Genomic DNA, 14,407 nt, shown 5'->3' with positions numbered 1-14,407 from the left:
AGGAAATGAGATTTTTCTGTTTTCTAATAAAACCTGTTCAAACTATATCTAATTATCAAAAAATTCTATCGCTTGCAGCTCTCTATCCCTTGTAAAAATTTTTTTATTTACTAAAGAAAAACCGCCAAAACAATGCTAAAATCGGTCAAAATAGGTACTAATTTTCAAACCTTTCTATTCATTTATATAAAAAGGACTAACTTTAAAAGTACCTAACTAATGCCATTTATCCTTTTGAAAACCTTCCTTATTAGAGCAACCGTTATTGCCACTTCCTTCTGGCTACTGCCCTGGCAAACTTCTGCCCAGCAAATAATTGAACTAGATTATGATGCAGGCAGCAATACGCTAGATTTAGCTAGCCTACCGGAAATGGTAAAACACAATACGAACTATACCATACTATTACGAAATATCAATAGTGCCCACGTTGTGCCTTTTTCCGAAGTTACCAATTCACGGTTTGTTTCTGATATTCCAGATATTTTAAGAAGTATTTATGTAGGCATTCCAGATGACGCGGTGGGTCTAAATCTTCCTCAGGAACTTCCTGCTAAAAGTAGGATTTATATTAAAGCAACCCAGTACTATCGTTACCTCGAGAACATACAGCGCATTAGTGATGAGCTTTATATGCAAACGCGTTTTCAACCGAACACAGATGTGGCTCAGGCTAAAAAACAAGAGCTTTTGCAGGTGCTTGATGTACGTTCCATTCAAGAGGCCTATGCTAAAGCGGTATTGGCAAATACTTACATTCCCAGCGTTCTGGAAGTTTATAGCACTCAACTTGCCAACATTAACGCTGACAATCAAAATACTGCAGAATTTATTGAAGAATATGCCACAATAAAAGGCTACAACGAGAATATCAAAAGCATAGATTATACTTTTCTACTTAATTTTATTGAGGAATCGCAGCAAGCAAGCGCAACCCTGCCAATTACTTCGTTCAGGGCTTCAGGGGATGTGGTTGATGTGACCGTACGATTGCTAAATATGTATACAAACACGACGTTTTTAGAACAAAACCTGAGTTTTGCGGTTTATGATAATTTCTCTTTTGACTTTTCTACCGGGTTCTTCTATAACAATCTGGTCGAGCCGGAATATTACCTTACGGAAGGTGAAAGTGGACGTCTTTACATACAGGAAGAGGAAAAATCAAATGCTGATATAAGCATAGGCGCATTGGGTCATTTTACCTATAAATTCCTTCCAGAGTGGCGGGGAGGAATCGCACTGGGAGCAGCCATATCGCCTTTTGACGGAAAATTGCGCTATCTACTAGGCCCTACTATAATCTGGGGCCAGCAAAAGCAGGTTAGCCTAACCTGCGGTCTGGCACTGGCACAAATGGACAAACTTTCTGACGTGGTGGTTAACGATCAATCTGGCCCTTATATGCCTGCAAATGTGGGATCCATTCCAACGACACGCAGTTTACAATCTGGTTTTTTTATTGGGTTAAGCTATAACTTGACGAACAGAAAACAGCCTTAAAAGGGTCAGCAAACTAACCGAGAAATGAACTCAAACTTTTATAAAAGATGAATTATCAAAAAACGCTTATCCATTTTATGGTGGTTCTGGCTTTAGTGGGTTTTGTCGTGAGTTCGGTCTTTATGTTTTACCAATCGTTTTCCATTCTTGATGATGGCATACTTCCGTCAGATTATATGAAGGATATGAACAATGCGGTGGTTTATATTACGAGTTTGTTGACCGCTTTAGTGGGTGGTATTGTAGCAGCAGCATTTGGCATCAATCCCTCAGGAAACATGAAAGTACCAACCAAAACAAATAAGCTGCACGCCCTTGGTGCCCTTACCCGATCCCCACCTCCAGGACGCGATAAAAACAGGACAAAATACGGTTTTTTCTACGCTCTGGCGTATATTTTGATAGGTGTTACAGCAGTAGTTATATGGATTATTTTAGAATCTGAGGCGACACAGGGAGTGGCGAATATGGCGACTTCCTTTCTGGGAATGATGGTACCTATTGTAGCTTCTTTCTTTAGCGGAACACAAACGGCCACCACAGATCCTGATACTCATTAAGTCCTAAAATAATTTGAACTATCTGAAGCCCAACATGTAAACCTGATCTTATTACCGAAAAAATCACCCAACGATTAAAACGTATCTTATGGAAAATGAATTTGTAATTGAAGCGTACCCTGATAGAATACAGGCAAAAATCGAAAAGAAAGAAAGAGAAAAAAGACAGTTTGTTCCCGGTTATATATTTGGCAATGCCCTGGAACTTGTACTGGACGATCTTAAATTATGGCGTGTAGGAACACTTACAGTAAGTTTTAAGGGAGGTGATGCCGGTTTGCATCAAAAAATTGCCGAAACAGCCAATATATGGACAGAATATGGCAATATAACCTTCGATTTTGGCTTTGATCAAAGTACGGGAAACTACCGGCAGTGGTCACCAGATGATAGAAGCCATATACGCGTAGGTTTTGAATATGAAGGTTATTGGTCACTTGTGGGCAATGACAGTGCAGATCCCGCCATACTTGGGCCTGGTGAAATCACATTGAACCTTTCTGACTTTGATAAGCGCCTCCCTTCAGACTGGGCCGCGACCACGTTGCATGAATTCGGCCACGCACTTGGTTTTCAACATGAACATCAATCCCCGGCATATACTTGTGACTTTGACTGGCCTTCCCTTTATGACTATCTGGGCGGTGCGCCCAATTACTGGACCAAAGCCAAAGTAGATCACAATCTTCGCCAATTGCAAGAAGGCGGACTCACGTTCTCTGCCCACGATAAAAACTCGATAATGCATTACAGTTTTCCCGCCTGGATGTTTATCTCAAAAGAGGAGTCACCATGTTTTACCGCTGTAAATACAGAGCTATCTGAAGAGGATAAGCGAATGATGCAGATTGCATACCCATTTGAAGATGACCGTATTCAGAAAAAAGATAAAGAGCGCATGGGAGCATTAAAAGAACTGGTCGCCATGTCCAGGAATGATTCAGATATTAACCATTTTCATAAAAGGCATCTTGATTACTATGAGAAAAAGGCAGTATAAAACCCTTTTAAAGAATTTAAACCAAGAAAAGCAAGTATGACCACGCTACAATCAAAAAATATCATCGTTAAAATAGATTCTGGGGAGTTAGTCAGCATCCTGAAAAACAACCATGAATATATGCACCAGAAAGGAACTCCTGGCTGGGGTCATAGTGATACAGAAATGTTTCCGCTTATAGGCCCTACGGAAAAGGCATCATTTAAAGTTCATACACCTAAAGGCGACGCAACACAGGATCAGCACGGTCTTTTACGGGAACTGGAATATAAACTTACCGCAAGCGATGAGACCAGCGCAACGTTTAAAAAAACATATAGTGCTGATAATCCCGTAAAAAATTCAAAGTTCAAGAAAGAAGAAAAACCGAAAAATGAAGGAGCCGGTCATCCTGAATATCTAACCTGGCCCTATGATTTTACATTTGAAAAGTCTTTTAAGCTGAATGATAAAGGCCTGGAAATTAGATTTAAAATCAACGCAGATCAGGATATGCCTTTTATGTTAGGATATCATCCCGCCTTTAATCTGGTTACAGGAAATCCGGTTATCAAAACGGATAAATGTTCTGTAAATCTTGAAGAAGTACTTGCCGTGGGAAGCCGCGCGCTTTCCGTACTGGACTGTTCTCGTATTGCCCTTGAAGATAAAAATACCCTGACAATAGAAACAACAGGCTTTAAACATTTTATGCTATGGACCGAAGTCAAGAATATGGTCTGTATAGAGCCTATAACCTTTTATCCCTACGCAGTAAAGCAGGACAAATTAGATTCGGGTTTTAATAAAGTTGGGTCGAAGCCCAAAGAATTTTCGGTAAAAATCCTTATTTGAGAACCTATTCAATCCCATTCCAATTTTAAAGATCTGCTTCAACAGTTTACGTGTTGAAGCATTTTTTTTGGACAAAATCATTACTCTTTTCACGAACATATTTTACTAGATGCATAGATACCATGCTTTTTAAGATCAAAGCTGATTCGAATCAATTTTTCTATATGATTGTCTATTTTAAAATAACATTTACAAGCTATCAAGGCAGTGAAAAAATATTAAAAACATGTCAAATGTCTTTATATCTAAAAGTTCTTCTTTCAAATTTCATCAACCGTTTAAGATTAAGACGAAAATAAACCATGAAATATATTAGTTATTAAGATATTTATAACGTTTTCGTAATTAAAAACCAAACTTGAACGTTTATTATAAACACTTTATCGATAATTTATTATATTTGCGTTAATAAAAACCCAAATTATAATGAAAAGTCTTATATCCTTTCTAGGTGTCATTTTACTTATCTCTTGCCAGGGAGATGATTACACTACTTTAAATGAGTCTTCTTTAATAGATCAGCGTTTAGAAAAGGTACTTTTAGACGTATCTGGTGGCAAAGGAAATTCCTTTTTTACATTACCAGAGAGCACAGATTTAAATGCAATACCTCAAGACCCAAAAAATCCCCTTACAAGAGAAAAAATAGCCTTAGGAAAATTACTATTGCATGATCCTGCAACTGGGGGCAATCCAAAAAACAGTGAAAATAAAGGTAAATACTCCTGCGCTTCCTGTCATGCCGCCGCATCGGGTTTCAGTTCGGGAAAAGTACAGGGTATTGGTGAAGGTGGTATAGGCTTTGGGATTTTTGGGGAAGGGCGGTTCTTAGATCCCACAATGGACGAAGAAATGGTAGATGTACAGCCTTTCAGATCACCTAATTTGCTCAATCTTGCCTATCAGGATGTCATGCTGTGGAATGGAAAATTTGGCGGTACAGGCACAAACAAAGGTACAGAGGCACAATGGGACAACATCCCAGAAAATAAAATGGGATTTGAAGGAGTTGAAGTACAGGCCATGCAAGGAATAAAAGTGCACAGAATTAAAATTGATCAGGACTTTGTCCAAAATTATGGATACAATGCACTTTTTGATGAGGCATTTCCTGATCTTAGCGAGGAAGAACGCTATTCTGATTACGCCGCTGCCCTCGCCATAGCAGCATTTGAACGCACATTGCTGGCCAATAAAGCGCCGTGGCAAAAGTACCTTAAAGGTGATGAAAATGCTATGAGTAATGCACAAAAACGTGGTGCCACGCTATTTTTTAGTTCTGCCAAATGTTATGAGTGCCATAATGGACCCGCTTTAAAAGATAAGGAATTTTATGCCTGGGGAATGGCAGATATAAATGAAGGACCTGAAAAGATAATTGTTCAAGCAGGAATGAATCTGGACGACGTAGCGCTGGGTAGGGGCGGCTTTACAAAAAACCCTGCAGATAACTATAAGTTTAAAACCCCTACCCTTTACAATCTTGCAGACAACCCTGTTTATGGCCATGGTGGTTCTTTCAAATCTATAAAAGAAGTAATTACCTATAAAAATAACGGTAGACCTCAAAAAACACAGGTGCCCGCATCTCAATTTGCATCTCAATTTGGCAATATAAATCTTACGGATTCAGAAATTGATGACTTAACCGAATTTGTGAGTAAAGCACTCAGGGATCCTGATTTAAAACGCTATGAACCTAATGTTCTTAAGTCTGGAATGTGTTTCCCAAACAATGATTTAGAATCCCGGAAAGATTGTGGATGTGATTAATTCATCTTCTACATTACAAACAATACGCATAATCTGATAACTGATAAATAATCTTTGAAATCCCCCGTTTTAAGAATTTTTCGAGATCATACTTTTTATTACATTTAATTATTTAGGTATTCATTGCAAAATTAACCTTGAGCACTTTTTATTGCTATTTTTGCAAAAAAAGATTATGAGATTTGCCTATTGTTTTGCGCTTGCAGCATTGTTTGTCCTTACGGGTTGCGGCTCATTAAAGTACAAAAACATAAATTATCTGGATCAGGATTATACGCAACAGGAATCTTTGCCTACCCTAAATATTTTTAGACCAAAGAATACTGGCAATAATAACGATGTTCTAATTTTCGTTCACGGTGGTAATTGGGATAGTGGAAATAAAGGATTGTATAGTCAGTTAGGCCGTAACTTTGCCAGAAAAGGTATGCTTACGGTAATTCCCGGCTACACGTTGAGCCCCGGCGCAGACGTAAAAACCATGACCGAACAAATAACGGAAGCCGTCACCTGGACGCATGAGCATATAAAGGATTTTGGCGGTAATCCCAATCGTATTTTCATTACGGGCCATTCCGCTGGGGGCCATCTGGCAGCACTCGCTACGATGAACCCTGCTTATCTTAAAGACACATCTTATATTAAAGGTATAATACTCAATGACGCTGCCGGACTTGACATGTACAGCTACCTCAACGAGTATCCGCCCACATCTGAAGATCATTACCTGACCACATGGGGAAATACTGATAGTAGCTGGCTTGAAGTTTCGCCGATAAATTACATAGATGAGAACACCCCGCCCATGTTGATTTACCTGGGTACCAAAACGATCCCATCTATTTTCAAATACAATGAACTGTTTGTACTGGCACTTCAGGAAGTTCAACCTAAAGTCAAACCCGTACTACTTGATAAAAAACATAAGAAAATGGTCATTCAGTATTTTTGGCCATGGAGCAAAAGATTTGATGAAATAAAGAGTTTTATGAAAGCTCAGCAATAAATTTTTATGTCGATTTTTCCATTTTTAAGTCATTTTAGGCGTAGATATTACGTACGACGAGGTATTTACATAACTATTTCGTGGACAATAGTTTCCGTAGTGTTGTTTTTTTATGAATACTCTGTTCTTGAAAGCAGTGGGAATGTTTCAACGAGCTTTGATTTTATATCAAATCTTACCGCTACATTTATAACGGGAATGGCGGCCGGACTCCTGGGTGGTTTTTTTACGATAAACCTAATGGAAAGCTGGCTGCGTAAATATCCATTCTGGCAGGCGTTGCTGTATATTTTTCTGGCCTATACTACCACTGCGATAATTGTAACCGTTTTTGGGGTAGGTTATCTCTATGCTGTAGAAAGCAATCTTCCACTATACAGAATCGAGGTTTTTAGCGAAGTGCTGCAGTTTTTTGCGACTTTCTTCTTTCTGCGGAATTATTTGATCTGGCTTCTCATTGTAATTTTTACGCTCATTCTATTAATGGTGAATGATAAATATGGCCCGGGCGTTTTTCAGGATTTTTTACGCGGAAAATATTTCCATCCTAAAAAAGAGGAGCGCATTTTTATGTTTATCGATGTACGGAGTGCCACCACTATTGCGGAAGAAATAGGAGAAGAACAGTATTTCAATTTTCTAAAAGACTTCTTTAAAGACATCACACCGGCAATTATTTATACACGCGGTGAAGTCTATCAGTACGTGGGGGACGAAGTGGTGGTTACCTGGAAGCTAAAAAATGGTCTCTATAAAATCAATGTGCTGCGGTGCTATTTTGATATGAAGCGCATTATCAATAAAAGAAAGAAAAAATACCTGAAAAAATATGGAGTATACCCAGATTTTAAGGTTGGAGCTCATTATGGTCAGGTAATGACCGGTGAAGTGGGCATACTCAAACGAGAGATTGCATTTTCTGGCGATACTTTGAACACGGCCTCGCGCATACAAGCCCTGTGCAATGAGCATGATGTGGATATTCTTTTATCAAAAAAGCTTGCTGAAAGCTTTCCCTACCTACCCTACCGTTTTAAACAAAGGGAAATAGGACCGGCAGATCTACGAGGGAAAATGGAGTCCATTGACCTGGTGACTTTTGAGTTGACAGATTCATAAAAGAGGCTATTTCTTTTAAGAAATAGCCTCTTTTCTCTCAAATCTGACCATTTCAAACACAAAAAAGTCAGTTTTTATTACACAGCAGTTAATCTTCCTTTGCCAGTACTTTGTTCTGTTTATAAGGTCTCACAATAAGGCGGGCGGCCTTATCGTAGTTCCAGTAGCTGTAGGTCCAGTTGATCAGTGTGACGAGGCGATTTCTAAAACCTACAAGAAACCATAGGTGGATAAACATCCACATAATCCAGGCGATGAAACCACTAAAATGCATTTTTTTGATATCTGCAACTGCTTTGTTGCGGCCTATGGTCGCCATTGACCCTTTGTCAAAATATGAAAATGGCAGCATATCTTTTTTCTTGGTCAAACGCTTCAGGTTTTTTGCCAGGTGTTTCCCTTGTTGTATAGCTGGTTGCGCGACCTGTGGATGCCCTTTAGGGTACTCTTCAGACTGCATGAGCGCAATATCCCCCACGGCATAAATATTTTGAAAACCATGAACCCTGTTGTAAACATCTACAATATACCGGTTGGCCTTTTCATGTAATGCCGTTTTGCCAAAACCGGAAATGGCCGCTCCCGTAACACCGGCAGACCATATAAAATTCGCCGTTTGAAAACTTAAATCACCTTTTGTGGTTACAAGATTGTTCTCATATTTATCGACCATGGTTTCCAAATGGATTTTTACACCCATTTTCTCCAGTGTATGCTGCGCACTTTTGGAAGATTCTTCACTAAATGGGGGTAGAACACGGTCAAGCCCCTCCACCAGATGAATCTCTATATCATCTGTATTCATATCAGGATAATCTTTTTGCAGCACGTGCAACCTCAGCTCTGCAATGGCACCACATAATTCAACGCCCGTAGGACCAGCGCCAGCAATAACAAAACGCAATAATTCTTTTCGCTTTACCGGGTCTTCAATCCTGTTTGCTTTCTCCAGGTTTTCAAACATCATACTGCGAATGTTGAGCGCTTGGGGCAGCGTTTTCATCCATACCGCATTATTTTCTATACTTTCATTACCAAAAAAATTTGTTTTAGTACCAGTGGCGATAACCAGATGATCATAATCAAGATCGCCTATATCTGTACGTACTTTTGACAACTTGGTATCAATATGCGATACATCAGCCATCCGGAAAAACATGTTTTCCTGGCCTTGAATTATTTTACGCAAGGGATACGCTATGGAATCTGGCTCAAGACCAGAAGTACCTACCTGATATAGTAGGGGTTGAAACGTATGGTAATTTCTTTTGTCTAGGATTACAACTTGATAAGAAGATTTTTTAAGGCTCTGAGCAAGATTCATACCGCCAAAACCACCGCCAATAATTACAATTCTAGGCAGTTGTGTATCTGGTATATTCATAAAGTAAGTTTGTAACAAAGTTAACAGACAGGGAGCGAGTTTTGCTGCGTTTATAATAAATTTAGCACAACCTGTAACAATATACCCAGTATACCTACATATGTTCAGCTAACAAACATCTTTTGGAACCAAAACTAGAGAAGCAATTCGTTGACCTGCTGGAAAAAAACCAGAATATTGTACACAAAATATGCAGGCTGTACACGAATGATGCAGATGCTCACAATGATCTTTTCCAGGAGATTTCCATACAACTTTTCAAAGCTTACCCAAAGTTTAGGGGGGAAGCAAAATTTAGCACCTGGATGTACAGGGTAGCACTAAATACCGCAATAACATTATACCGTAAATCCAAAAAGAGAATCCGTACACAAGATTTTGATACGGTCATGTTTAAGGTTGCCAGCGAAGATTATGATAATACGGTAGAGGAACAGCTCAAATTGATGTATTCTGCCGTAAAACAGTTAAATGATATAGACAAGGCGTTAGTCTTTCTCTATCTTGAAGACAAACCTTATAGCGAGATTTCAGAAACGCTGGGAATTACAGAAGTTAATGCCCGTGTGAAAATGAACCGTGTCAAGAAAAAATTAAAGGAACTTTTAAATTCCTAGGAACGATGGATGCACTCGAACTTTTAAAGAAAGACTGGAAAAAACAGGAATCCAGCTTTCCCCAGATCAAAACAGATGCCCTGTACAAGATGATACATCAGCGATCATCATCACTTACAAAGTGGATCCTGATCATTGCCATAATTGAATTCATCTTTTGGGTAGGGATCAATGTGGTAACGTCAACTAAAGAATCAATCGAAAACCTCAAACAATTGCATTTTTATAAGATCAATATTGTTTTGACCATTGTCAACTTTTCGATCATACTTTACTTTATATACCGTTTTTTCATAAATTATAAACATATTCAAACCACGGACAATACACGGCAATTGATGCGTAAAATTTTAAAAGTACGTAGAACTGTCAACTATTATGTAATCTACAATCTTACCTTTCTATTTGTCTCTGCGATAATGGTGATGACCGCTATGTACTTTTATGACCCCAGGGTCAAAGAGTTGCTTGAAATTTCGGAAAGTGGCCACGGCCGTATAACCTCCTGGGGATTGATACTCCTATCTACGGGATTTATCATACTTCTGATAACGGTATTCTGGCTTTTTTATAAGTTACTTTATGGGATACTTATGAGACGACTCAAAAGAAATTATAAAGAACTGAACAAACTTGAGCTAAACGATTAGTTAATGGTTTTAGTTATTTTTTTTATTTTTTTGACCGCAATTTTGTTTAAGGATTAAACTCTAAAACGCTATATTGCAGGTGAAAGGAATAAACAAAACAATAGCTTAATCCAAAATTGAGCATGAGTCAGATCGCTAAAACAGTTTTACTTGCTGCCCTGGGAATAAATTTTCTATTCGTTACGGGCATCGTACTTTTTACCAAAGTGAATTTTACAGATAACTGGATCATTTTTCTATATGTGGGTATGATCTTAATGGGAATATGGCTTTACACCGGGAAAGTAAGGCCCAACCATTAGTTTAAAGTAACTTCTTTATACTATAGCGTTGCTAATATTCCCACCTTCGGTCTTTATTGAGTTCTTCTTCTGCATTTAACTCAGCAGTGGGAATTACTTTCAAAAAGGAAGGGTGTTGTTCTATCGCATATTCTATCATTTCTACGATATCATCTACACTATCCTTTTCAAAATCTATATTTAGAGGTTTTTTTATTTCCATACTTTGAAGGATGCCCCGTTTTTTTATACGGATTCCTTTCTTATCAAATGACCTTCTAAAGCCATCTATAACTATAGGTACCACAATAGGTTTGTATTGTTTGATTATATGTGCTGTTCCCTTACGTATAGGTTTCCAGGGTTTTGTGGTTCCCTGTGGGAATGTGATTACCCAGCCATCGTGAAGTGCGATCCCTATATTTTCAGTATCGCTCAGGTTTACGGGCCTGTCTATTTCTTTTCCCTGGGAACGCCAGGTTCTGCTTACCGTAACAGCACCACCATAAGCCATTATACGCGGTAGAATTCCACTTTTCATCGTTTCACTTGCTGCTACGTAATACACATTTAGTTTAGGGTTCCAGATATAGCCCACATTCTTAATACTATCTACCCTACCGCTCAAACTTGCATTGAATACATGAAACATAGCCATAACATCTGCAAAATAAGTCTGATGATTAGAAACGAAAAGAACGTTGGTACCAGGAAGGTCTTTAATAATTTCAGAACCTTCAATCTGAAGTTCATTAAAACCACGATAACGCCTATGACTCATCACGCCCGCAATACGAATAAGCCATTTTTTTAAGATCAAATAATGACCAAAGGGATTGATTTTAAAAATTGCCATAAAAGGATGGTTTTTTTAGGTATTTTAAGCAGTTTTTGCTTTTATATAGCGGTTTTGACGCTACTTTTTAATATTTAAAAAAAAACACTGTTTTCCCGAAAGATTTATTTTTGCAGCTAAATATCATTTTAGGTATAAAATAGTCTTTATTCTGTCTTCATGAGCATGTTTTTCATTTCACTTAACATCATGGCCGTCGCTCCCCAGACCACGTTTTTATTCAGCAAAAACGCTGGTACATCAAGATCTTTGGCATAAGAGGTTGTTATTTTTTTTACCACGAGGCTTTCCTCAGATAAAAAATCGGTTACCCTGACTTCAAGGATTGCTTCAACCTCGGCCTCTTCCGGTACAAATTCTGGAGTGTATTCCGTAAAACCCATAAAGGGCTGTACCCAGAAATTACTGGGTGGTATATACACGCGGGTCATTTTTTTTACAAGTGAAATACGATCGCGCGGCACGCCTATTTCTTCTTCGGTCTCCCGTAACGCGGTCGCTTCTATAGAACCGTCATAAGTTTCCCACTTGCCACCGGGAAACCCCACCTGGTTGCTATGAACGCCCTTATATGTTTTTCTCAGGATAAGTACCAGCATGGCCTCTTTGGTCAGCGATGGATAAAACAGACCTATTACCGCAGCTTCCCGCGGATTTCTGGCTGCAATATCCATCGTATCGAAATTTTTGGCCCGTTCTACCGGTGCCATTTCAAACTGTGCAACCTCGCCGGGTAAAGGCAAATTGCTTAATTTTGAAAGTCTAGTCTTTAATTTTTCAAACTGCATCTATGCGCACGATCTACTTATTGTTTCTTTTTGCCGTTCTGTTTACCGCCGGGGGTTGTGAAGATAAAAATTCTTCAGTCAAGAAAACATCAGAAAAGGAAAAAACAGAACAAAAACCCGACTCCACCCCTCAGGATAAAGCAAAGGCACAAAATGATAAACTGAAGAGTAAAATGGGATCTATTATAGAATCCCAGGAAGTTTTAAAACCATTTCTAACGGAATATGGAAAAAACAATACAGAAACGCGCGTACGGCTCAAAACACGTTTTGGAGATATTGAACTCGAACTTTTTAAGGATACGCCGCTTCACCGTGCCAATTTCATACTTCTTGTCAAGCAGGACTATTTCAACGATACGATGCTGCACCGGGTTTCTGAAGGTTTTGTGATTCAGGGCGGTAACAGTGATGGTTATGACACCCCAAAGAAACGCCAGCGCATAGGCAATTACCTTATCCCTAATGAAGCTACCCCCGCACACCCCCATGATCGTGGTGTACTTTCTGCCGCAAAATATACAAACCAGAATGTAAGCCAGGCTTCTTCACCTTTTGAATTTTTTATTGTTCAAAGTCCGCGGGGGGCGCATCATCTGGATGGGGAACACACCGTCTTTGGCCGGGTTACAAAAGGAATGGACGTCGTTGACGAGATCAATAAAGTCGAGGTAGATGGGAATGAATGGCCTAAAAAAAATATCTATATTGATATGGAATTGATGAATTAAGTACTATTCAAAAATATGCGTATCAAAACCGTCAATGGTTTGTTGGTTTTTGTCTTCCCAGTATTGTCGAATACCTTTTTCGCCTTTCGCTTCTGCCCAGATGTTTAAGGTTTCCCTTTCACTTTGATAATCCATAAATGGAACGCCAAAGCCGCAGGAAGTCTGCACAAGATCAATATGCAGTTTAAAAATTTGCCGCGCCCCCGGCAGCTCCTTAAAATGGCTCATGAGTTCATGAAATTCCGTATCCCGTTCGTGATAGACTCTCGCGGTACCGTACATCCTTAAAATAAGCGGGTTTTTATCAAAAGAACATAACATAATGGTCATCCGGTTATCCGCTACGATGTGAGCGGCAGACTCGTTACCACTTCCGGTAAGATTGAGCCAGATAAGTTGGTTATCATTGAGTATATGCAAAGTATCCTGTCCTTTAGGGGAAATATTCACCCGGCCTTCCGCTTGTGCGGTTCCTACAAAATACAGATGTTGCTTCTTAATAAAAGAGATAAGTTTTGTATTTAAAGAAGTATATTTTTTGCCCATTTTAAGTGATAAATTAGGTTATTTGACCAATAATCTTTCCATTTTTTCCATAAATCAGAACGCATTCCGACTTAAAATTTACTGATCATCATCAGAAAAATTGAATATTTTAAAGCTCCTCATTGCGATATATAGCGGGCATTTTTATTTCAAAAATAACCGCTGCGATACGTATTAAAATAACCGTAAAACCGGCAATAACAGAGGTGAATTCAGGATACACATGGTAATAATCAAGCAAAACATAGACCAGGCCACCGGCAATGCAGGCGCTTGCATAAATCTCTTTCCTGAAAATTACAGGGATTTCGGTACATAAAATATCGCGTATAACACCACCAAAGCACGCGGTCATGGTACCCAGCGCCACACAAATTGCAGGATTGAGACCGGCCCTTAGACCTATTTCAACCCCGGTAACCGTATAGAGGGCAATACCTATGGTATCAAAAAGGAATAAACTGCGCCTTAGGTATTTTAACTGTTTTCTAAAGATCACAGATAAAACCACGGTCACCAGAATGATATAAACGAAACTCAAATTGAGCATCCATGTCACCGGTGTTTTACCGATGAGCACATCACGCAACGTACCACCACCCACTGAGGTAACTGCCGCCACAATAAGGATCCCAAAAATATCGAGCCGCTTTCTCAGACCGGCAAGCACTCCGGAAATCGCAAAGGCGATCGTACCCAGTACATCAATTATTTCTGTAAGATCATTCATTCTAGTTTCGGTTATGCTCAACTGCGAGC

General features: G+C 39.1%; 16 protein-coding genes. 11 read left to right on the top strand and 5 right to left on the bottom strand.

Translation table 11 applies throughout. The features are described 5' to 3' along the window. Positions 1-219 precede the first annotated feature (219 nt). The 7 genes from P162_RS14450 (at position 220) to P162_RS14420 (ending at position 7,795) form a co-directional block, all read left to right on the top strand. Positions 220-1,503: a hypothetical protein gene (locus P162_RS14450; protein WP_031428371.1), complete on the top strand. Its 1,284-nt coding sequence runs from the start codon at positions 220-222 to the stop codon at positions 1,501-1,503. Positions 1,504-1,550: 47 nt separating this feature from the next. Next, positions 1,551-2,063: a hypothetical protein gene (locus tag P162_RS14445; protein WP_031428370.1), complete on the top strand. Its 513-nt coding sequence runs from the start codon at positions 1,551-1,553 to the stop codon at positions 2,061-2,063. Between the two features lie 88 nt (positions 2,064-2,151). Then, positions 2,152-3,063, top strand: a complete 912-nt coding sequence (locus tag P162_RS14440; protein ID WP_051907926.1) for a hypothetical protein — start codon at positions 2,152-2,154, stop codon at positions 3,061-3,063. A 36-nt stretch (positions 3,064-3,099) separates the two neighbouring features. Continuing rightward, positions 3,100-3,897 (top strand): aldose 1-epimerase, encoded by a 798-nt coding sequence (locus tag P162_RS14435; protein WP_031428367.1) that lies wholly within the window; start codon positions 3,100-3,102, stop codon positions 3,895-3,897. A 426-nt stretch (positions 3,898-4,323) separates the two neighbouring features. Further along, positions 4,324-5,670 carry a cytochrome-c peroxidase gene (locus P162_RS14430; protein ID WP_031428366.1) on the top strand — a complete coding sequence of 449 codons (1,347 nt, stop codon included), beginning with the start codon at positions 4,324-4,326 and terminating at the stop codon, positions 5,668-5,670. A gap of 175 nt (positions 5,671-5,845) precedes the next feature. Continuing rightward, a complete protein-coding gene (locus P162_RS14425; protein WP_031428365.1) occupies positions 5,846-6,676 on the top strand; it encodes an alpha/beta hydrolase in 831 nt (276 codons plus the stop codon). 6 nt (positions 6,677-6,682) lie between these two features. Beyond that, positions 6,683-7,795 carry an adenylate/guanylate cyclase domain-containing protein gene (locus P162_RS14420; RefSeq protein ID WP_081868436.1) on the top strand — a complete coding sequence of 371 codons (1,113 nt, stop codon included), beginning with the start codon at positions 6,683-6,685 and terminating at the stop codon, positions 7,793-7,795. Between the two features lie 88 nt (positions 7,796-7,883). On the opposite strand, the gene P162_RS14415 is transcribed toward P162_RS14420, so the two are convergent. After that, positions 7,884-9,179 carry an NAD(P)/FAD-dependent oxidoreductase gene (locus tag P162_RS14415; RefSeq protein ID WP_031428363.1) on the bottom strand — a complete coding sequence of 432 codons (1,296 nt, stop codon included), beginning with the start codon at positions 9,177-9,179 and terminating at the stop codon, positions 7,884-7,886. 122 nt (positions 9,180-9,301) lie between these two features. Here P162_RS14415 and P162_RS14410 point away from each other — a divergent pair, with 122 nt between their 5' ends. The 3 genes from P162_RS14410 to P162_RS14400 all read left to right on the top strand — a co-directional run bounded on the left by P162_RS14410 (position 9,302) and on the right by P162_RS14400 (position 10,748). Continuing rightward, complete coding sequence (locus P162_RS14410; protein WP_031428361.1) at positions 9,302-9,796, top strand: RNA polymerase sigma factor; 495 nt, start codon at positions 9,302-9,304, stop codon at positions 9,794-9,796. A gap of 5 nt (positions 9,797-9,801) precedes the next feature. Further along, complete coding sequence (locus tag P162_RS14405) at positions 9,802-10,446, top strand: hypothetical protein (RefSeq protein WP_031428360.1); 645 nt, start codon at positions 9,802-9,804, stop codon at positions 10,444-10,446. A 122-nt stretch (positions 10,447-10,568) separates the two neighbouring features. Continuing rightward, complete coding sequence (locus P162_RS14400; protein WP_031428359.1) at positions 10,569-10,748, top strand: hypothetical protein; 180 nt, start codon at positions 10,569-10,571, stop codon at positions 10,746-10,748. A gap of 31 nt (positions 10,749-10,779) precedes the next feature. Here the strand turns inward: P162_RS14400 and P162_RS14395 are convergent, their stop codons facing one another. Together P162_RS14395 and P162_RS14390 are read right to left on the bottom strand one after the other, a co-directional pair. Next, positions 10,780-11,583 carry a lysophospholipid acyltransferase family protein gene (locus P162_RS14395; RefSeq protein ID WP_031428358.1) on the bottom strand — a complete coding sequence of 268 codons (804 nt, stop codon included), beginning with the start codon at positions 11,581-11,583 and terminating at the stop codon, positions 10,780-10,782. Positions 11,584-11,729: 146 nt separating this feature from the next. After that, positions 11,730-12,326 (bottom strand): CoA pyrophosphatase, encoded by a 597-nt coding sequence (locus P162_RS14390; protein WP_316931611.1) that lies wholly within the window; start codon positions 12,324-12,326, stop codon positions 11,730-11,732. Positions 12,327-12,373: 47 nt separating this feature from the next. Here P162_RS14390 and P162_RS14385 point away from each other — a divergent pair, with 47 nt between their 5' ends. Further along, positions 12,374-13,102 carry a peptidylprolyl isomerase gene (locus P162_RS14385; RefSeq protein ID WP_031428355.1) on the top strand — a complete coding sequence of 243 codons (729 nt, stop codon included), beginning with the start codon at positions 12,374-12,376 and terminating at the stop codon, positions 13,100-13,102. Between the two features lie 3 nt (positions 13,103-13,105). On the opposite strand, the gene P162_RS14380 is transcribed toward P162_RS14385, so the two are convergent. Together P162_RS14380 and P162_RS14375 are read right to left on the bottom strand one after the other, a co-directional pair. Beyond that, the gene (locus tag P162_RS14380) at positions 13,106-13,648 is read right to left on the bottom strand and encodes a pyridoxamine 5'-phosphate oxidase family protein (protein ID WP_031428354.1); all 543 of its coding nucleotides are present in this window, start codon (positions 13,646-13,648) and stop codon (positions 13,106-13,108) included. 109 nt (positions 13,649-13,757) lie between these two features. After that, entirely contained in the window at positions 13,758-14,378 is a 621-nt protein-coding gene (locus P162_RS14375; RefSeq protein ID WP_031428353.1) for a trimeric intracellular cation channel family protein, read from the bottom strand. Positions 14,379-14,407 lie beyond the last annotated feature (29 nt).

This window comes from Flavimarina sp. Hel_I_48, from assembly GCF_000733945.1.
GTDB lineage: Bacteria > Bacteroidota > Bacteroidia > Flavobacteriales > Flavobacteriaceae > Leeuwenhoekiella.
The sequence above is the reverse complement of the archived record's forward strand: the minus strand, read 5'-3'. Positions and strand labels throughout refer to the sequence as shown.